At 73.1% G+C, this 16,967-nt stretch carries 18 protein-coding genes; 11 read left to right on the top strand and 7 right to left on the bottom strand.

What is annotated here, in order from left to right:
* Nucleotides 1-114 precede the first annotated feature (114 nt).
* A complete protein-coding gene (locus J2Z33_RS06010) occupies nucleotides 115-447 on the top strand; it encodes a DUF952 domain-containing protein (RefSeq protein WP_209838921.1) in 333 nt (110 codons plus the stop codon).
* A complete protein-coding gene (locus J2Z33_RS06015) occupies nucleotides 447-1,499 on the top strand; it encodes a quinone-dependent dihydroorotate dehydrogenase (protein WP_209839336.1) in 1,053 nt (350 codons plus the stop codon). Before J2Z33_RS06010 ends, J2Z33_RS06015 begins: the two co-directional genes overlap by 1 nt.
* 24 nt (nucleotides 1,500-1,523) lie before the next feature.
* Here the strand turns inward: J2Z33_RS06015 and J2Z33_RS06020 are convergent, their stop codons facing one another.
* Both J2Z33_RS06020 and J2Z33_RS06025 read right to left on the bottom strand, forming a co-directional pair.
* A complete protein-coding gene (locus tag J2Z33_RS06020) occupies nucleotides 1,524-2,018 on the bottom strand; it encodes a PaaI family thioesterase (RefSeq protein WP_209838923.1) in 495 nt (164 codons plus the stop codon).
* Entirely contained in the window at nucleotides 2,015-2,464 is a 450-nt protein-coding gene (locus tag J2Z33_RS06025; protein ID WP_209838925.1) for a PaaI family thioesterase, read from the bottom strand. Before J2Z33_RS06025 ends, J2Z33_RS06020 begins: the two co-directional genes overlap by 4 nt.
* Before the next feature lie 106 nt (nucleotides 2,465-2,570).
* Between J2Z33_RS06025 and J2Z33_RS06030 the strand changes: the two genes are divergently transcribed.
* From J2Z33_RS06030 to J2Z33_RS06065, 8 genes are all read left to right on the top strand, one after another.
* Nucleotides 2,571-2,972: a MerR family transcriptional regulator gene (locus J2Z33_RS06030; protein WP_209838927.1), complete on the top strand. Its 402-nt coding sequence runs from the start codon at nucleotides 2,571-2,573 to the stop codon at nucleotides 2,970-2,972.
* Nucleotides 2,973-3,114: 142 nt separating this feature from the next.
* Complete coding sequence (locus J2Z33_RS06035) at nucleotides 3,115-3,513, top strand: MerR family transcriptional regulator (protein WP_209838929.1); 399 nt, start codon at nucleotides 3,115-3,117, stop codon at nucleotides 3,511-3,513.
* Nucleotides 3,514-3,544: 31 nt separating this feature from the next.
* The gene (locus J2Z33_RS06040) at nucleotides 3,545-5,317 is read left to right on the top strand and encodes an acyl-CoA dehydrogenase C-terminal domain-containing protein (RefSeq protein ID WP_209838931.1); all 1,773 of its coding nucleotides are present in this window, start codon (nucleotides 3,545-3,547) and stop codon (nucleotides 5,315-5,317) included.
* 290 nt (nucleotides 5,318-5,607) lie between these two features.
* Complete coding sequence (locus J2Z33_RS06045; protein ID WP_209838933.1) at nucleotides 5,608-6,243, top strand: glutathione S-transferase family protein; 636 nt, start codon at nucleotides 5,608-5,610, stop codon at nucleotides 6,241-6,243.
* A gap of 12 nt (nucleotides 6,244-6,255) precedes the next feature.
* The gene (locus tag J2Z33_RS06050; RefSeq protein WP_209838935.1) at nucleotides 6,256-7,467 is read left to right on the top strand and encodes an acetyl-CoA C-acetyltransferase; all 1,212 of its coding nucleotides are present in this window, start codon (nucleotides 6,256-6,258) and stop codon (nucleotides 7,465-7,467) included.
* A gap of 99 nt (nucleotides 7,468-7,566) precedes the next feature.
* Nucleotides 7,567-7,986, top strand: coding sequence for a hypothetical protein (locus J2Z33_RS06055; protein WP_209838937.1), 420 nt, complete (start codon nucleotides 7,567-7,569; stop codon nucleotides 7,984-7,986).
* A 37-nt stretch (nucleotides 7,987-8,023) separates the two neighbouring features.
* Entirely contained in the window at nucleotides 8,024-10,228 is a 2,205-nt protein-coding gene (locus J2Z33_RS06060; RefSeq protein ID WP_209838939.1) for an FAD-dependent oxidoreductase, read from the top strand.
* A 116-nt stretch (nucleotides 10,229-10,344) separates the two neighbouring features.
* A complete protein-coding gene (locus J2Z33_RS06065) occupies nucleotides 10,345-11,085 on the top strand; it encodes a hypothetical protein (RefSeq protein WP_209838941.1) in 741 nt (246 codons plus the stop codon).
* Nucleotides 11,086-11,097: 12 nt separating this feature from the next.
* On the opposite strand, the gene J2Z33_RS18660 is transcribed toward J2Z33_RS06065, so the two are convergent.
* Complete coding sequence (locus tag J2Z33_RS18660) at nucleotides 11,098-12,018, bottom strand: DMT family transporter (RefSeq protein WP_209838943.1); 921 nt, start codon at nucleotides 12,016-12,018, stop codon at nucleotides 11,098-11,100.
* A gap of 149 nt (nucleotides 12,019-12,167) precedes the next feature.
* Between J2Z33_RS18660 and J2Z33_RS06075 the strand changes: the two genes are divergently transcribed.
* On the top strand, nucleotides 12,168-13,181 hold the full coding sequence (locus tag J2Z33_RS06075; protein WP_209838944.1) for a hypothetical protein: 1,014 nt from the start codon (nucleotides 12,168-12,170) through the stop codon (nucleotides 13,179-13,181).
* A gap of 165 nt (nucleotides 13,182-13,346) precedes the next feature.
* Here J2Z33_RS06075 and J2Z33_RS06080 read toward each other — a convergent pair whose 3' ends face one another.
* The 4 genes from J2Z33_RS06080 to J2Z33_RS06095 all read right to left on the bottom strand — a co-directional run bounded on the left by J2Z33_RS06080 (nucleotide 13,347) and on the right by J2Z33_RS06095 (nucleotide 16,935).
* Nucleotides 13,347-14,012, bottom strand: a complete 666-nt coding sequence (locus tag J2Z33_RS06080) for an SPOR domain-containing protein (protein WP_209838946.1) — start codon at nucleotides 14,010-14,012, stop codon at nucleotides 13,347-13,349.
* Nucleotides 14,013-14,102: 90 nt separating this feature from the next.
* The gene (gene upp / locus J2Z33_RS06085) at nucleotides 14,103-14,783 is read right to left on the bottom strand and encodes a uracil phosphoribosyltransferase (RefSeq protein ID WP_209838948.1); all 681 of its coding nucleotides are present in this window, start codon (nucleotides 14,781-14,783) and stop codon (nucleotides 14,103-14,105) included.
* Complete coding sequence (locus J2Z33_RS06090; RefSeq protein WP_209838950.1) at nucleotides 14,780-15,766, bottom strand: adenosine deaminase; 987 nt, start codon at nucleotides 15,764-15,766, stop codon at nucleotides 14,780-14,782. The genes upp and J2Z33_RS06090 overlap by 4 nt, the downstream gene beginning before the upstream one ends.
* Nucleotides 15,763-16,935, bottom strand: a complete 1,173-nt coding sequence (locus tag J2Z33_RS06095) for a phosphopentomutase (protein ID WP_209838953.1) — start codon at nucleotides 16,933-16,935, stop codon at nucleotides 15,763-15,765. Before J2Z33_RS06095 ends, J2Z33_RS06090 begins: the two co-directional genes overlap by 4 nt.
* Nucleotides 16,936-16,967: the final 32 nt, after the last annotated feature.

The raw sequence follows: 16,967 nt of genomic DNA on the forward strand, positions 1-16,967 counted from the left end.
CTGGTTCGCCCGAAGGCGCTGTCGAGAGGACGACCCTACAGGCGAAAGGTTAACGAATCACCCCATGGGCGAACAATCCTTGACCACCCCGCGCGACACCGGCATGACCCCGACATGGCCTTCTACAAGCTCCTCCGCGCCGCCGAATGGGTGGACTTCGCCGCCAGGGGCCGCTTCGCCGGCTCGCGCGCCGACCTCGCCGACGGCTACGTCCACCTGTCCACCGCCGAGCAGGTGGAGGAGACCGCCGCCAAGCACTTCGCGGGCGAACCGGGGCTGATGCTCCTGACGCTCGACCGGACGCGCCTTGTGCCGGCGATCCGGTGGGAGCCGTCGCGGGGCGGGCAGCTCTTTCCGCACCTTTACCGCGATCTCGCCATCGAGGACGTGACCTTCCACCAGGAGCTGCCCCTGGTGGAGGGCCGGCACGTCTTTCCGCCGCTGTGATCCGCGACCTGGAGCAGGCGGGCCTGCGCGCCCTGCAACGGCTGGACCCGGAGACGGCGCACGGCCTCGCGCTCCTCGCGCTGCGGGCGGGGCTCGGGCCCTTCGGCGGGCCCGTGACCTCGGCGCGGCTGCGGACCACGGTCGCGGGCCTGTCGCTGCCGAACCCGGTGGGCGTGGCGGCGGGCTTCGACAAGAACGCCGTCGCGCTGCGGGGCCTCGCCCGCAGCCCGCTCGGATTCGCCGAGGTCGGGGCGGTGACGCCGCGCCCGCAGGAGGGGAACCCCAAGCCCCGCCTGTTCCGGCTGCCCGAGGACCGGGCCGTCATCAACCGCTTCGGCTTCAACAACGACGGCATGGAGGCGGTGGGCGACCGCCTGGGCACCCGGCCGCCGGGGCTGGTGCTGGGCGTGAACCTCGGGGCCAACAAGGACAGCGCCGACCGCGCGGGCGACTTCGCGCTGGTCCTGGCGCAGCTCGGACCCTTCGCCGACTTCGCCACCGTCAACGTGTCCTCGCCCAACACGGAACGCCTGCGCGACCTCCAGGGCCGGGCGGCCTTGGCGGCGCTGCTGGCCCGCGTCATGGAGACGCGCGAGCACCTGCCCCACCGCATCCCCGTCCTCCTCAAGGTCGCGCCCGACCTGAGCGACGACGAGCTGGCGGACGTGGCCGAGGTGGCGAACGCCGCCGGGATCGCCGGGATCGTGGCGACGAACACGACGCTGGCGCGCGACGGCCTGCGCGGGGCGCACGCGGGGGAGACGGGCGGCCTGTCCGGTGCGCCCTTGTTCGAGCGATCGACGCGGGTGCTCGCGCGGCTCTCGACGCTGACCCAGCTGCCGCTGATCGGCGTGGGCGGGGTGGATTCGGCCGAGGCGGCCTTTGCCAAGATCCGCGCCGGGGCGAGCGCCGTGCAGCTTTACACCGCGTTGGCCTATGGGGGCCTGGGCCTCGCGGGGGACATCGCGCGGGGGCTGGACGCGCTGCTGGAGAGGCACGGGTTCGGCCACGTCGCCGAGGCGGTGGGGACCGGGCGGGGCGAGTGGCTGTAGGCCGAGGATCTTGGACGGGGATTCCTAGCCGGCCTCGCCGTCGGGCATCAGGAAGTGGCCGGTCGCCTGCGCGAAGAGCCGGGCGCGGTGGTCCTGCCAGGCCTCGACATGGACGGAGGCGTAGCGGCGGCCCGAGCGGTTGACCCGCGCCCGCGCATAGGCGTCGCGCGGCAGGCCGGACCGCAGGTAATCCACCGTGAAGTCGATGGTCTTGGGCAGGCGCAGCGGCGCGTCGGGCGGCAGGCGGCCGGACTCCATGTCCTCCCACATCTGGGTCCAGGCGAGTTCGACCACCGCCGCGCATTCGAGGAAGCCGGCCGTCGCGCCGCCGTGGAGCGCGGGGATCAGGGGGTTGCCGATCAGGTCCTCGCGGAAGGGCAGGACGGCCGTCAGCTCGTCCCCCCGGCGGTCGAAGCGCAGGCCGAGGAAGCCCACGAAGGGGACGCCGCCCGCCAGCCGTTCGAGCGCGGCGTCGCGGCGGGACTTGACCACCTGCACGGGCTCGGGCGGGGGCCTCATGCCGCGCCCTCCGCCGATCCTTCGACCGTGAAGGCCCCGGTCGCGGTGGCGAGGGGGCGCCCCTCCCCGTCCGAGGCGGTGGCGCGGACGAAGGCCACCGTGCGGGTGACGTGGTGGCATTCGGCCCGCGCGGTGATCGCCCGGCCGGGGACCGCGCCCCGCATGTAGTCGATTCGCAGGTCCAGCGTCGCCGTGCGCGTGGGGGCCGAGGCGTGCGCGAGCACCGCCGTCCCCGCGCAGGTGTCCATCAGCGCCAGCACCGCGCCGCCGTGGATGACGCCCGTCAGGGGATCGCCCACCAGCCGGTCGTCCCAGGGCATGGCGATCTCGGCCACGCCGTCGCCCAGCGCCACGAGCGTCAGCCCCAGCGCGCGGGCGTAGGGCAGCGCCGCGAGGAAGCGCCGGGCGGCCTCCTCGCGCGGCTCGTCGGGGGGAAAGGGGGTCATGGCGGCAACCATGCCACGCCCGGGGCCGCGCGCAAGGCCCCGCGGCATCGGCTCGGTTGCGGGGGGCGGCGCGGGGGTCTAGGCTTGCCCCGGCAAGCGAGGGGCCATGCCCGACGAGACACCCGACGCGAGACCCGAGGTTCGGCTTTCCTTCAAGGAGATGTGCGCGCGCTTCGACGTGACGCCCCGGACCCTGCGCTACTACGAATACATCGAGCTGCTGTCGCCCGAGAAGGAGGGCCGGTCGCGCTTCTACGGCCCGCGCGAGGTGGCGCGGATGACCCTGATCCTGCGCGGCCGCCGCTTCGGCTTCTCCCTGGAGGAGATCCGGCAGTGGCTCCTCATCTACGAGAAGGAAGGGACGGCGGCGCAGATGGCCCGCTTCCTTGAGATGGCCGACCGCCAGCTCGCGGCGCTGCGCGAGCAGAAGGGCCAGCTCGACGCCACCATCGACGAGCTGCAGCAGCTTCGCGACGGCACCGAGCGGGCGCGCGGCGACGACGCCTGACCGGCTCGCTCCGACGCGCCGTCACGGTGCGTCATGACGCCGCGTAACGGCCACACCCCCGGACAACTTGCTTGTAAGATGAAGGCGTTCGGCCCATTTGCCGCTTTCTCACGCTGCGGCAAGAACAAGAGGGCCAACCCGAATGACCGACCAGACCATGACCATCCGTGAGATGTGCGAGCAGTACGACGTGACGGCAAGGGCGCTGCGCTTCTACGAAGCCAAGGAACTGCTGTTCCCGATCCGGGAAGGGACCAGGCGCCTTTTCACCAGGTCCGACCGCGCGCGTCTTTCGCTGATCCTGCGGGGCAAGAGATACGGCTTCTCCCTGGAGGAGATCCGCCAGCTCCTCGACCTGTGGGACGGCGGCAAGGGCCGGATGGTCCAGCTCGAGCGCGCCTGCGAGGTGGCCGAGCGTCACCTGGCCGAGATGGAGGCGCAGCGCGCCGAGCTCGACCGGACGATCAAGGACCTGAAGGACCAGCTCGCCTGGGGCCGGGCCGAGCTGGCGCAGGACGGAACGCGCGCGAACGCCGCCTGACGGGGCGGGCCACGAGGGGGGACCACGGGGAATGCCGATCTACCAGAGCCCGATCAAGGACATGCAGTTCGTCCTTCACGAGGTGCTTCGGGTCGGCGAGGACGACATCCCCGGGTTCCCGGACCTCGACCCCGACACCACCCGCGCCATCCTGGAGGAGGCCGGCCGCGTCGCGGCCGAGGTCCTCCTCCCGCTCAACGCCCCGGGCGACCGCGAGGGCTGCGTGCTGGAGAACGGCGTGGTCCGCACGCCGCCCGGGTTCAAGGACGCCATGCGCGCGATGCGCGAAGGCGGCTGGACCTGCATCGACTGCGCGCCCGAGCATGGCGGCCAGGGCCTCCCCTACCTCATGCACACCGCCGCCCAGGAGGCCTTCGTCTCGGCGAACATGGCCTTCAACATGTACCAGGGCCTGACGCACGGGGCCTATTCGGCGATCCTGCTCCACGGGACCGAATCGCAGAAGGCCCTCTGGCTGCCCCGCCTCGCCACCTGCGAGTGGACGGGGACCATGAACCTGACCGAGCCGCAGGCGGGCACCGACCTCGGGCTCCTGCGGACCCGGGCCGAGCCCCGGGGCGACGGCACCTACGCCATCACCGGCCAGAAGATCTTCATCTCCTCGGGCGAGCACGACCTCGCGGAGAACATCGTCCACCTCGTCCTCGCCCGCATCCCCGGCGGTCCCGAGGGGACGCGCGGCCTGTCGCTGTTCATCGTGCCGAAGGTCCTGGTGCGCGAGGACGGGACGCTCGGGCCGCGCAACGCGCTCTCCTGCGGCAAGCTGGAGGCGAAGATGGGCATCCACGGCAACGCCACCTGCGCGATGAACTACGACGGCGCGACCGGGTATCTGCTGGGCGAGGAGCACAAGGGGATGCGCGCCATGTTCACCATGATGAACGAGGCGCGGCTCGGCGTGGCGCTCCAGGGCTACGCCCAGGCCGAGATCGCCTACCAGAACGCGGCCCATTACGCGAAGGGCCGGCTCCAGGGCCGCGACCTGGCGGCCCGGGGCGCGGGCGGCGCCGATCCGATCATCGTCCACCCGGACGTGCGGCGGTCGCTGATGGACCAGCGCAGCTTCGTCGAGGGGGCGCGGGCCTTCACCTACTGGGGCGCGTCGCTGATCGACCGCGCGCAGCGGACGGGCGACGCGGAGGCCGAGGGTCTGATCTCGCTCCTGACGCCGGTGCTCAAGGGGTTCCAGACCGACAAGGGCTTCGAGATGTGCGTGGCCGCCCAGCAGCTCTACGGCGGGCACGGCTACATCGAGGACTGGGGGATGTCGCAGTTCGTCCGCGACGCCCGCATCGCGATGATCTACGAGGGCGCGAACGGCATCCAGGCGCTCGACCTCGTGGGGCGCAAGCTGGGCGCGGAGGGCGGCCGGCCGATCATGGCCTTCTTCGACATGGTGAAGACGTTCCTCAAGGCGCACGAGGGCGACGCCGAGCTGAAGGCCACGGTGCTCGACCCGCTCAAGGCCGCGTCCAAGGACCTGCAGGCGGCGGCGATGTTCTTCCTCGACCGCGCCGCCAAGGCCCCCCACGACGCGCTGGCCGGGGCCAACGACTTCCTGCACCTGATGGGCCATGTCTGCCTGGGCTACATGTGGGCGCGCATGGCGGTCGCGTCCCGCGCCGCCCTGGCGGCGGGCACCGACGATCCCGCCTTCCACGAGGCCAAGATCGCCACCGCCCGCTACTACGCGGCGCGTCAGTTGCCGGCGACGGCGATGCACCTCGCCCGGATCACCTCGGGGGCCGCGCCGGTGATGGCGCTGGAGGCGGCGAGCTTCTAGGCTGATGGCGAATCGGCGCCAAGCCGGACGGGTGGCGCGAGGGGGAGGGGTCGCATGCGTATTTGGGCCAAGTTGATGGGCAGGCGCCAAAGACGCGCCGCCCTGCCCGCGCCCCCCCTTTCGGGGAAACCGGACAGGGCCTGCATCAACTTGGGCGGTCATCGGCTCGCCAGCCTGTACCGCGAATCCTGCTTGCGGCCAGAACGGTTGAGATGGGGTGAAGATGCCCCATCAACTTGGCCCAAATACGGAAGCCACGCTTCCGCCCGCGCCCCGGCCGGGGGGCTCGCGTGACCCTCCGCCTCCACTGCTTCGGCGAATCGGGCAGCGCCTACAAGGCGGCGCTGACCCTGACGCTCTGCGGGCTCGATTGGGAGCCGGTGTTCCTCGACTTCTTCAATGGCGGGGCCCGCAGCCCCGGCCACCTCGCGCTCAACGTGATGGCCGAGGCGCCGGTGCTCGTGGACGGCGACCGGGTGATGACCCAGTCCGGCGTCATCCAGCTCTGGGCCGCCGAGCGGACGGGGCGGCTCCTGGGCGACCGGGACGAGGCGCTGCGCTGGGTGTTCTTCGACAACCACAAGGTTTCGGGCCTCGCCGGGGCGCTGCGGTTCCACCTGAACTTCCTCGCGCCCGAGAAGCGGTCGCCGGAGGTCGTGGACTGGTTGACGGGTCGCCTGCGCGCCGCGCTCAAGGCGATGGAGTCGCAGCTTTCGCGCACCCCCTTCCTGGCGGGGGCGGAGCCGACCATCGCCGACACCGCCTGCTGCGGCTATCTCTACTACCCCGAGCCCTTCGGCTTCGACCGGGCGGACTGGCCCGCCATCGACGCCTGGCTCTCCCGCATCCAGGCCCTGCCGGGCTGGAAGCACCCTTACGACCTGATGCCGCGCGTGCCGGGCCTCAGCCCCACGCTCCCCGCCTGACCGGAGGCCCCGATGACCGACGCCTACATCTTCGACGCCATCCGCACCCCGCGCGGCAAGGGCAAGCCCGACGGCGCGCTGCACGAGGTGACGGCGGTGCGCCTGTCGGCCCAGGTGCTCGACGACCTGAGTGACCGCAACGGCCTGCCGCCCGACGCGGTGGAGGACGTGATCTGGGGCAACGTCACCCAGGTCGGCGAGCAGGGGGGCTGCCTCGCCCGATCCGCCGTCCTCGCCTCGGGACTCGCCGAATCGGTCCCCGGCCTCGCCGTCAACCGTTTCTGCGCCTCCGGTCTGGAGGCGGTGAACCTCGCCGCCAACCAGATCCGGGGCGGCGCGGGCGAGGCCTACATCGCCGGCGGCGTGGAGATGATGGGACGCGTGCCGATGGGCTCGGACGGGGCGGCCATCGCGGTGGACCCGACGCTCGCGCTCGGGACCTACTTCCTGCCGCAGGGCATCGGGGCCGACGTCATCGCGACGATGCACGGCATCACGCGCGACGAGGCCGACGCCTTCGCCGTCGAGTCCCAGCGCCGCGCCAAGCGGGCCTGGGACGAGGGGCGCTTCGCCCGCTCGGTCACGCCCGTGCGCGACATCAACGGGCTGACGATCCTCGATCACGACGAATACATGCGCCCCACGACCGACATGCAGGCGCTGGGGGCCTTGGAGCCTTCGTTCAAGGCGATGGGCGAGGTCATGCCCGGCTTCGACAAGGTGGCGATCCTGCGCTACCCGGAGCTGGAGCGGGTCACCCACATCCACCACGCCGGCAACTCCTCCGGGATCGTGGACGGGGCGGCGGGGATGCTGCTGGGATCGAAGGAGTTCGGGGAGCGGCACGGCCTGACGCCACGCGCCCGCATCCGCTCCACCGCCAAGGTCGGCTCGGACCCTTCCATCATGCTCACCGGTCCGATGCCCGCGACCGAGAAGGCGCTGCGGGCCGCCGGCCTGACCGCCGCCGACATCGACCTGTGGGAGGTCAACGAGGCCTTCGCGGCGGTGGCGCTGCGGGTGATGCAGGCCTTCGACCTCGACCCCGGCGTGGTCAACGTCAACGGCGGCGCGATCGCCATGGGCCACCCCTTGGGCGCCTCGGGGGCGATCATCCTCGGCATCCTGCTCGACGAGATGGAGCGGCAGGACAAGGCCCTGGGCCTCGCCACGCTCTGCGTCGCCTCGGGCATGGGCGCCGCCACCATCATCGAGAGAGTGTGACATCCCGCTTTGGACGAGCCGCCGGATCGCATTACACTTCGCTGGAGGGGGACCGCGGAACCGGCCCCCGCGTCGCCCCTCGGGCGGCTGGGAGGTGCCATGGTGCCTGGCGACAGGACATCGCTGCCCGTGTCGGCGCTCTTCGCGCGATTGGGCGAGCTGTTCTCGCAGGGCGACGTGGCCGGGATGGCGGCGCTCTGGACCCTGCCCTGCCCCGTGGAGGTCGAGGGCGGCCTCGTCATCCTGCGGAGCCGCGCCATGCTGGAGGCCGTCCTGTCGATCCGCTGCGCCCAGGCCCGCGTCGCCGGGCTGCGCCGCGCGACGCCCCGCATCGCCGCCATCGAGATGCCGCGCCGGGGCCGGTTCCGGGTCTGGCTCCGCTGGGAATACGAGTTCCCCGGCGGGCCCCTCGTCGCCGACCGTTTCGGCTCGGTCTACTACCTCGCCCGCACGAGCCAGGGCGGCCTCACCATCGAGATGATGGACGTGGTCCACGCCCCCGCGCCGCCCGCCCTCTGACCCTCCCTTGTCCCCCGCCCCGCAGGAGCCCCGCGCCATGACCGACTTCTCCATGACCACGGACGACCAGGGCGTCGCGGTGATCGCCTGGGACATGCCTGGCCGGTCGATGAACGTCCTCAACCTCGATTCCCTGCGCGACCTCGACGCGCTGGTGGAGCGGGCGCTGGGCGATCCGGAGGTGAAGGGGATCGTCGTCACGAGCGGGAAGAAGGACTTCGCCGCCGGCATGGACCTCGCGGTGATCGCCGCCATGAAGGAGGGCGCGGGCGACGACCCGGCGCGCGGCGTCTTCGAGGGGGTCATGTCCCTGCACCATGCGCTCCGCCGGATCGAGAGGGCGGGGATGGACCCGAAGACGCACAAGGGCGGCAAGCCGGTGGCCTGCGCCCTGCCCGGCACGGCGCTGGGCATCGGCTACGAGATCCCGCTGGCCTGCCACCGCATCGTCGCCGCCGACAACCCCCGCGCCAAGATCGGCCTGCCCGAGATCAAGGTCGGCATCTTCCCCGGCGCGGGCGGCACGACGCGGCTGGTCCGCAAGCTCGGCGCGATGGGCGCGTCCTCCTACCTCCTCGAAGGCAAGACCCTCGACCCGCAGGCCGCCCTCGCGGCGGGTCTGATCGACGAGGTGGTGCCGGCGGACCAGCTCCTGTCGCGGGCGAAGGAATGGGTCCTGTCCGCCGTGGGCACCGACCTTTGCAAGCCCTGGGACCGCAAGGACTACAAGATGCCCGGCGGGGCGCCCTACCACCCGGCGGGCTACATGACCTTCGTCGGCGCCTCGGCGATGGTGAACGCCAAGACCTGGGGCGCCTATCCGAACGCCAAGGCGCTGCTGTCGGCGGTCTACGAGGGGGCGCTCGTCCCGTTCGACGCCGCCCTGCGGATCGAGGCGCGGTGGTTCACCCACATCCTGATGAATCCCTCCTCCTCGGCGATGATCCGGTCGCTGTTCATCGACATGCAGGCGCTCGGCAAGGGCGCGCGCCGCCCCGCCGCCCCCGACCAGAGGGTGCGCCGCCTCGGCGTGATCGGCGCGGGGATGATGGGCGCGGGGATCGCCCATGTCGCCGCGCAGGCCGGCATCGACGTGGTGCTGATCGACTCGGCCCCCGAGGCCGCCGCCAAGGGCAAGGCCCATGCCGAAGGGCTGCTGTCCAGGGCCGTCGCCCGCCGCAAGCTCTCGGAGGAGAAGAAGGCCGAGACGCTGGCCCGCATCGCCCCCACGACCGACTACGCCGCGCTGTCCGAATGCGACCTGATCGTGGAGGCGGTGTTCGAGGACCCCGCCACCAAGGCCGAGGTCATGGGCCGGGTGCTGGCCCATGTCGGGCCGGATTGCATCCTCGCCACCAACACCTCGACGCTGCCGATCGCCGAGCTGGCCCGCGCCGCCGACCGGCCCGACCGATTCCTCGGCATCCACTTCTTCTCGCCCGTGGACCGGATGCAGCTCCTGGAGATCATCCGGGGGCGCGACACCGGCGACCTCGCGGTGGCCAAGGCGCTCGACTTCGCGAAGGCGATCGGCAAGACGCCCATCGTCGTCAACGACGCCCGCTTCTTCTACGCCAACCGCTGCATCATCCCCTACCTGAACGAAGGCGTCCGCATGGTGGCCGAAGGGGTCAAACCCGCGCTGGTCGAGAACGCGGCGCGGCTCCTCGGGATGCCGGTCGGGCCGCTCCAGCTCCTCGACGAGATCAGCCTGGAACTCGCCCTCCGCATCGCGGAGGCGACCCGCGCCGCGCTGGGCGACGCCTACCCCGACGACGACGTGGACCGCGTGCTGTTCCTGCTGGCCGCCGATGGCCGCCTGGGGCGCAAGGCCCGCGCGGGCTTCTACGCCTACGACGACAAGGGCGAGCGGCAGGGCCTCTGGCCCGACCTCGCCCGCCTGTTCCCCCCCCGGGAGCCCCAGCCCGCCGTGACGGAGGTGCAGGATCGCCTGATGCTGTCGCAGGTGCTGGAGGCGGTGCGCGCCCTGGAGGAGGGCGTGCTCACCGACATCCGCGAGGGCAACGTCGGCGCGATCCTGGGCTGGGGCTTCGCGCCCTGGTCCGGGGGCCCCTTCTCCTGGCTCGACATCCAGGGCCTCCCCGAATCCGTCGCGCGGGCCGAGCGGCTCGCCGCCGCCCACGGCCCCCGCTTCGCGCCGCCGCGCCTGCTGCGCGAGATGGCCGACCGGGGCGAGACGTTCCAGGCGCGCTTCGTCCCGGGCGCGGCGCAGGCGGCCTAGGGGGGTCGCCCCGCCGAGCCGATTTGTGACGTTTCCATGACAATATTGTTGCGGCTGGCGGATCATCTGCCAGACTGAAGCCAGTTCGCCTGCCTCTGGACCGAAGGACGCCCTCCATGACGCAACCCGGATTCGCCTCGCATCTTGCCGGCGCGCGCCGGATCGTGTGGGGGGCCAGCGCCGCCGTGATCGCCGTGGGCGCCATCCATGCCCTGCTCGTGGGATTCGGCGGCCTCGACCCCGACGCCGACGGCATGAAATACCTCGACCTCGACGACGAGCAGACGCTGGTGAGCTTCTACTCCACCGGCCTCATGCTGCTCGGGTCGCTCGCCGCCCTGGCCCTCGGGCTCGCGGCCCGCGCGGCGGCCCGCTCGGCGGCCAGCGCCCAGGCGCCCTACTGGCTGCTCCTCGCGGCGATGATGGCCTTCATGGCCCTGGACGAATCCGTGTCCCTGCACGAGCATTCCTCCTATTCGGTCCGCGCGGCGGGGCTCGCCCCCGACATCTTCGCCTGGGGGTCCTGGGTCGTCATCGGCATCCCGGTCGTGCTCGCCGTCGGGCTGGCCTTCCTGCGCTTCCTCTGGATGCTGGACCGGGGGACGGCCGCCCGGCTCGTGCTCGCCGGGGCGATCTTCGTCGGCGGCTCGATCGGCATGGAGATCGTCTCCAGCGTCCTGGTCTTCAACGAGGCCTCCCCCGGCTTCTACCGGATCGCCACCATCTTCGAGGAGGGCGGCGAGATCCTGGGGGTTACGCTGTTCGTCGCCACCCTGCTCGGCCTGCTTCGCGTCACCGTCCGGGCCAGCCTCCCCGAGGCCGCCGCGCGCGCGCCGCTCGGCCAGCCGGCCGAGTGAGGCCGGCGCCCTCTACGCCACCGCCCGCCGGGGCTCGCGGGCGGCGATCATCACCCCCGCCGCCGTGACGAGCGCGAGCCCCAGCGTCTCCACCGGGCCCGGCACCTCGCCCCAGATCGCCACCGCCCAGAGCGTCGCGAAGACGAGGAGCGTGTTCTCCATCACCGAGACCAGCGTGGGGTTGGCGATCTGGTAGCCCCGGATCGACAGGCCCACGCCGACCAGCGACCCCACCGCCTGCACCAGCGTCACCAGCAGGAACGCCCCCGTCGGCGCGACCCAGCCGCGCGTCAGGAACCCGTCCGTCCCCTCGGCCACCGGCAGCGGATGGAGCGCGAGCCCGACGCAGCCGACCCCGCCCACCAGCGCCAGCGCCCCGAAGAACGCGCCCAGCAGCGTCAGCGTCCCCTCGCCCGCGCACCAGACCCGCGTGACGAGGTTCCCCATCCCATAGAGCGCCCCCGCCAGCACCGGCAGCAGCGACCAGGGCGTGACCTCCTCGGCCCGCAGGCCCAGCGCCAGCAGCACCCCCGCGAAGCCTAGGGCCACCGCCGACAGCCGCCACGCCCCCACCCGCTCCCCGAACAGCAGCACCGAGAACAGCACCACCCAGAGCGGCGCGGTGAAGAGCCCCGCCACCGCCTGCGCGATCGGCATGATGCCCACCGCGCCGAAGTAGATCACCATGGCCGAGGCATTCAGGCAGGTCCGCAGCAGGACGCGCCCCGGCCGCAGCGGCCGCAGCCGCGCGCCCATCAGCCACGCCGCCGGTCCCAGCAGCGCCACCGCGACCAGCCCCCGCAGCAGGTGGAACTGCCACAGCCCCCCGGTCTCGGCGGCCACCCGCATGAAGTTGTCGATGAGCCCGAAGAGCGCCATCGCCCCCACGACCAGCGCCGCCGCCCGCCCGGGCCTGTTCGCCCCCGATTCCATGCCCGTCCCCCGCTGCCCGCCGCGCCTTGCTAGCGGCGCGCGGCGGGCCACGGAAGGCCCTGCCCCACGTTCGCGGAAGGCCCCGCCCCACCTTCCCCTCCCCGCGCCCGCCGGGTTAGGGTGCGGGCCAGCCCGACTCCCCGAGGATCATGACCGCCCTCTCCCAATACGCCCGCCTGGAAGCCCTCGGCCTCTGGCGGGCCGACCCCGCCGACCGGGCGCGCGAGGTCGTGGTCTCGTTCGGCGACGCGACGCTGGTGCTGGCCGACGGCTCCGGCCTGCCGCTCGCCCACTGGTCGCTGCCCGCCGTCGCCCGGCTCAACCCCGGCTCGGTCCCGGCCGTCTTCTCCCCCGACGAGGGCGGCTCCGAGACGCTGGAGATCGACGACGAGATCATGGTCGCCGCCATCGAGAAGGTGCGCGCCTCGGTCGCCGGGGGCGGCGCGGGCTGGGGGGCGCTGCGGCGGGCCCTGGGCTGGGGCGCGGCGGCGCTGCTCGTCGCGCTGCTGGTCGGCTGGCTTCCCGGCGCGCTCCGGCGCGAGGCGCTGGCCGTGGTCCCGGACTCCAAGCGGATCGAGATGGGGGCGACGATCCTGGGCCACCTCCAGCGCCCGCTGGGTGCCGCCTGCCGCGACCCCCTGGGCGCCGAGGCGCTGGCCCGCCTCCACGGCCGGACCCTGGGGACCGGGGGGCAGGCCGTGGTCCTGCCCCGCGGGCCCGCCACGCCGCTGATGCTGCCGGGCGACATCGCCGTCCTGTCCCGCGCCATGGTCGAGGACGCGCCCGAGCCCGCCGTGGTCGCGGGCCACCTGCTCGCCGCCCGCGCCGCGCCGGGCGGGACCGATCCCTTCGCCCGCCTCCTCGGCCGGCTCTGGCCCTGGTCGGTGGTGCGCCTGCTGGCGACCGGCGGCCTGTCGGCCGCGACGCTCCAGGACTACGCCGCCGACCTCCTCGCCCGGCCCGCCTTGCCGCGCGACGCCGGCGACCTCGCCCCCGCCTTCGCCCGCGCCGAGGTGCCGCTCGCGCCCTACGCGCTGGCGCTCGACCCCACGGGCGAGAGCGTGGCCGACCTCCTCGCCGCCGATCCCTTCGCGGGGGGCGCGGCGCCGGTCCTCGTCTCCGATTCGGACTGGGTGGCCCTCCGGGGCATCTGCGCCGGCTAGCGGAGGCATCCCATCCGACCGGGACGGGCCGTCGGGTGCGTGGTTCCGGGGCCGGAGGTCATGGGTTCACGCACCACCCTTCGCCCGATGGTGCGCGAACCTCCGCGTTCCGCGCAGAACCACCCACCCTACGGGTTCCACCGGACGGCCCTCCTTCGGCCCGCCCTACCGCGTCAGGTAAGCCTCGGGAAACCCCGCCTGCCGCAGCGCCCGCAGGGCCAGCGCCGCCTCGCCCTGGGTGGCGAAGGGACCGGCGGCGACGATCCGCAGCGACCGCCCGCGCTCGGCCACCGCCAGGCCCAGCCCTTCCACCGCCGCCGCCGCCCGCCGGGCGTTCGCGGCCCGCGCGAAGGCCCCGACCTGCACGAGGATCGCGGGCGTCTCCCGCGCCTCGGGCTGTGCCTCGGGCCGCGCCATGGGCCGCGCCCGCCCCGTCCAGGCGGGCAGGAGCACGAGCGGCGCGGGCTCCGCGATCCAGGCCAGCGGCGGGCCATCGGGCGTGAGCGCGGCCAAGGCCAGCCGCGCCGCCCGCCCCGGCCCCACGGCCAGCGGGTCCGGCGCGACCGGAGCCCCCTGCGGCAGGGCGCCCCTCGGCGGGACGGGGATCGCGGCCTTGAGCACGCGGCGCGGCGCGGCAGCGTGGGGGAGCGCGGCCCGGCCAGGATAGGGGCCAAGATGGGGGTCGTGGGCGCGGGCCTCGGGCCGGTCATAGCTCGCGAGCAGCGGCCGAAGCCCCGCGCCCCGGATCTGCGCCCCGGCCACGCCCGCCGCCCCCAGCGCCGCCGCCAGCGCCAGCGCCCAGCCGATCCGGCCCAACCGTCCCGTCGTCATGCCTCGCGCGTCCCCCTTGGGCCGGCACCCTGCGCCCGTCCGGCCCGCCGCGACAGCCGCGCGCCCGTGGACACAGCGTTTCCCGTCCCGCTACTTCGTCCCGAACATCCGGTCGCCCGCGTCCCCCAGCCCCGGCACGATGTAGCCATGCCCGTTCAGGTGGCTGTCGATGGCCGCCGTCACGATGGCCACGTCCGGGTGCGCCGCGCGCATCCGCGCGATCCCCTCGGGCGCGGCGAGCAGGCACAGGAACCGGATGTCCCGCGCGCCCGCCTCCTTCAGCAGGTCCACGGCGGCGGCCGAGGAGTTCCCCGTCGCCAGCATCGGATCGACGACGATGCAGATGCGGTCCTCCATGCGGCCGGGCACCTTGAAGTAGTATTGCACCGGCTCCAACGTGGCGGGGTCGCGATACAGCCCCACGAACCCGACCCGCGCCGCCGGCACCAGGTCGAGGATGCCGTCCATCAGCCCGTTCCCCGCCCGCAGGATCGAGATGAGGGCAAGCTTCTTCCCCTCGATGGTGGGCGCGTCCATCTCCTGGATGGGCGTGGCGATGCGCTTGGTGGTCATCGGCAGGGTCCGCGTGACCTCATAGGCGAGCAGGAGGCTGATCTCCCGCAGCAGTTGCCGGAACGACGCCGTGGAGGTGTCGTGCTCGCGCATCAGCGTCAGCTTGTGCTGCACCAGCGGGTGATCGACCACGGTGACGCCCTCGGGGGCCGGGTGGTGCGATCCGGCGGGAAGGGGTTGGTCGGGGGTGTCGGTCATGCGGCCTCCAGGGTCTTGGCGATGCGCTCCTTGGTCGCCTCGTCGCAGAACGCCGCGTCCAGCGCCACCCGGTTCAGCGCCCGCAGGTCGTCCTCGGTCCATCCGAACGTGCGCTCCAGCATCTCCCATTCCCGCGTCATCGTGGTCCCGAAGAACGGCGGGTCGTCGGTGGAGACCGTCACCTTCACCTCCCGCGCCCGCAGCACCTCGATCGGATGCTTCTCCCACGACGGCACCGCGCCCAGGTAAACGTTCGACCCCGGGCAGACCTCCAGCACCACCCCCGCCTCGGCGATCCGCTCCATCAGCGCGGGGTCCGTCGCCGCGCCGATCCCGTGCCCGATCCGCTCGGGCCTCAGGTCGCGCAGGGTGTCCGCCACCATCGACGCCCCGCCCCATTCGCCCGCGTGGCAGGTCAGCCGCAGCCCCGCCTCCCGCGCGCAGTCGAAGCCCCAGGCGTAGTCCCGGGGCCGCCCCACCGTCTCCGCCCCCGCGAGGCCATAGCCCGTCAGGAACCCCCCCGCCGTCTCCGCCGCGCACAGGGCGGTGAGCCGCGCCTGCTCCGGCCCGAAGTGCCGCACCGAGGTCACGATCCCCCGCAGCGTGACGCCCATGCGCGCCTCGGCCTCCTTCGCGGCGTCCTCGATGGCCGCGAGATGGTCCCGCCACGCCGCCACGTCGCCGCCCCCGCAGAAGTCGGGCGACAGGAACGCCTCGGAATACACGACTCCATGCGCGGCGCTCTCCTCCAGCACCGCCAGCGTCAGCCGCCGGTAGTCCTCGGGCGTCGTCAGCACCGAGGTCGCCGCCTCGTAGACCTTGAGGAAGTGCTCGAACGTCCCCGTCCGGTAGTTCCCCCGCTCGTCGAAGATGCCGGAGATGTCGATATGCTTCTCCGCCGCCACTCCCCGGATGAAGGCGGGCGGAGCGCCCCCTTCCAGATGCAGGTGCAGTTCCACCTTCGGCAGGTTCCGCCAGCTCACAGCACGCTCCTCCCCGGCCCCTCTGCGGGCACGCCCAGATGCGCCGCCACCGACGCCCCCACGTCCGCGAAGCCCATCAGCCCCAGCTCCCGCGCGCCGACCCCGTGCATCAGCACCGGCACCCGCTCCCGCGTGTGGTCGGTCCCGGTCCAGGTCGGGTCGTTGCCGTGGTCCGCCGTCACCACCAGAAGGTCCCCCTCGCGCAGCATCCCGATCATTGTCCCGATGCCCCTGTCGAACCACTCAAGCTGCCGCGCATAGCCCGCCGCGTCCCGCCGGTGCCCATGATCCGTGTCGAACTCCACGAAGTTCGCGAACACGAGCGCCCCCTCCTCCGCCTCCGCCCCAAGCCGGTGCAGATGCCCCATCAGCTCCCGGTCCGGCCCCTTCGCCAGCGTGTCGATCCCGCGCATGGAGAAGATGTCGCCGATCTTGCCCACCGCATGGACCCGCCGCCCCGCCCCCTGCACCCAGTCGCACAGGGTCGGCGCGGGTGGCGCGATGGCGAAATCCCTCCGGTGCGGCGTCCGCCTGAACGCCCCCGGCTCGCCTACGAAGGGCCGCGCGATCACCCGCCCCACCTTCATCGCGTGCAGCCTCGGGGCCAGCGCCTCGCAGAGCGCGACCAGCCGCTCCCGCCCGAACCGCTCCTCGTGCGCCGCGATCTGGAACACGGAATCGACCGACGTGTAGCAGATCGGCCATCCCGTCCGCAGGTGCTCCGCCCCCAGCTCGTCGATGATCGCCGTCCCCGAGGCGTGCCGGTTGCCCAGGATGCCCGCCGTCCCCGCCAGCCGGCACACCTCGGCCACCAGATCGGGCGGAAACGCCGGCTCCGCCTTGGGGAAATACGTCCAGTCCCAGGGCACCGGCACCCCTGCCAGCTCCCAATGTCCCGAGGGCGTGTCCTTCCCCCGGCTCACCTCCGTCGCCGCGCCCCAGGCCCCTGTGACCGGCCCATCGAGCGCGACCTCCAGCCCCGAGGCGAGCCGCACCGCCCGCCAGAGCCCCAGCGACGCCAGCACCGGCACATTCAGGCCCACGGCCTCGGCGATGTGCCCCACCGTGTTCGCCCCGGTGTCGGGTCGGTCCCCGTTGAAGTACTGCCCGGCGTCCGGCGCCCCGCCGACGCCGACCGAATCCATCACCACCAGAAATGCCCGCGTCATCCCGCACCCCCGACCCCAAGGATCGTCCTCAA

The sequence above is a fragment of the Rubellimicrobium aerolatum genome, from assembly GCF_017872975.1.
GTDB lineage: Bacteria > Pseudomonadota > Alphaproteobacteria > Rhodobacterales > Rhodobacteraceae > Rubellimicrobium > Rubellimicrobium aerolatum.

Coding starts and splice junctions, on each gene's coding strand:
- J2Z33_RS18660 (WP_209838943.1), bottom strand. CDS start 12,018: ATGGAATCGGGGGCGAACAGGCCCGGGCGGGCGGCGGCGCTGGTCGTG.
- J2Z33_RS06010 (WP_209838921.1), top strand. CDS start 115: ATGGCCTTCTACAAGCTCCTCCGCGCCGCCGAATGGGTGGACTTCGCC.
- J2Z33_RS06025 (WP_209838925.1), bottom strand. CDS start 2,464: ATGACCCCCTTTCCCCCCGACGAGCCGCGCGAGGAGGCCGCCCGGCGC.
- J2Z33_RS06050 (WP_209838935.1), top strand. CDS start 6,256: ATGACCGACGCCTACATCTTCGACGCCATCCGCACCCCGCGCGGCAAG.
- J2Z33_RS06035 (WP_209838929.1), top strand. CDS start 3,115: ATGACCGACCAGACCATGACCATCCGTGAGATGTGCGAGCAGTACGAC.
- J2Z33_RS06030 (WP_209838927.1), top strand. CDS start 2,571: ATGCCCGACGAGACACCCGACGCGAGACCCGAGGTTCGGCTTTCCTTC.
- J2Z33_RS06080 (WP_209838946.1), bottom strand. CDS start 14,012: ATGACGACGGGACGGTTGGGCCGGATCGGCTGGGCGCTGGCGCTGGCG.
- J2Z33_RS06075 (WP_209838944.1), top strand. CDS start 12,168: ATGACCGCCCTCTCCCAATACGCCCGCCTGGAAGCCCTCGGCCTCTGG.
- J2Z33_RS06095 (WP_209838953.1), bottom strand. CDS start 16,935: ATGACGCGGGCATTTCTGGTGGTGATGGATTCGGTCGGCGTCGGCGGG.
- J2Z33_RS06040 (WP_209838931.1), top strand. CDS start 3,545: ATGCCGATCTACCAGAGCCCGATCAAGGACATGCAGTTCGTCCTTCAC.
- upp (WP_209838948.1), bottom strand. CDS start 14,783: ATGACCGACACCCCCGACCAACCCCTTCCCGCCGGATCGCACCACCCG.
- J2Z33_RS06065 (WP_209838941.1), top strand. CDS start 10,345: ATGACGCAACCCGGATTCGCCTCGCATCTTGCCGGCGCGCGCCGGATC.
- J2Z33_RS06055 (WP_209838937.1), top strand. CDS start 7,567: ATGGTGCCTGGCGACAGGACATCGCTGCCCGTGTCGGCGCTCTTCGCG.
- J2Z33_RS06020 (WP_209838923.1), bottom strand. CDS start 2,018: ATGAGGCCCCCGCCCGAGCCCGTGCAGGTGGTCAAGTCCCGCCGCGAC.
- J2Z33_RS06060 (WP_209838939.1), top strand. CDS start 8,024: ATGACCGACTTCTCCATGACCACGGACGACCAGGGCGTCGCGGTGATC.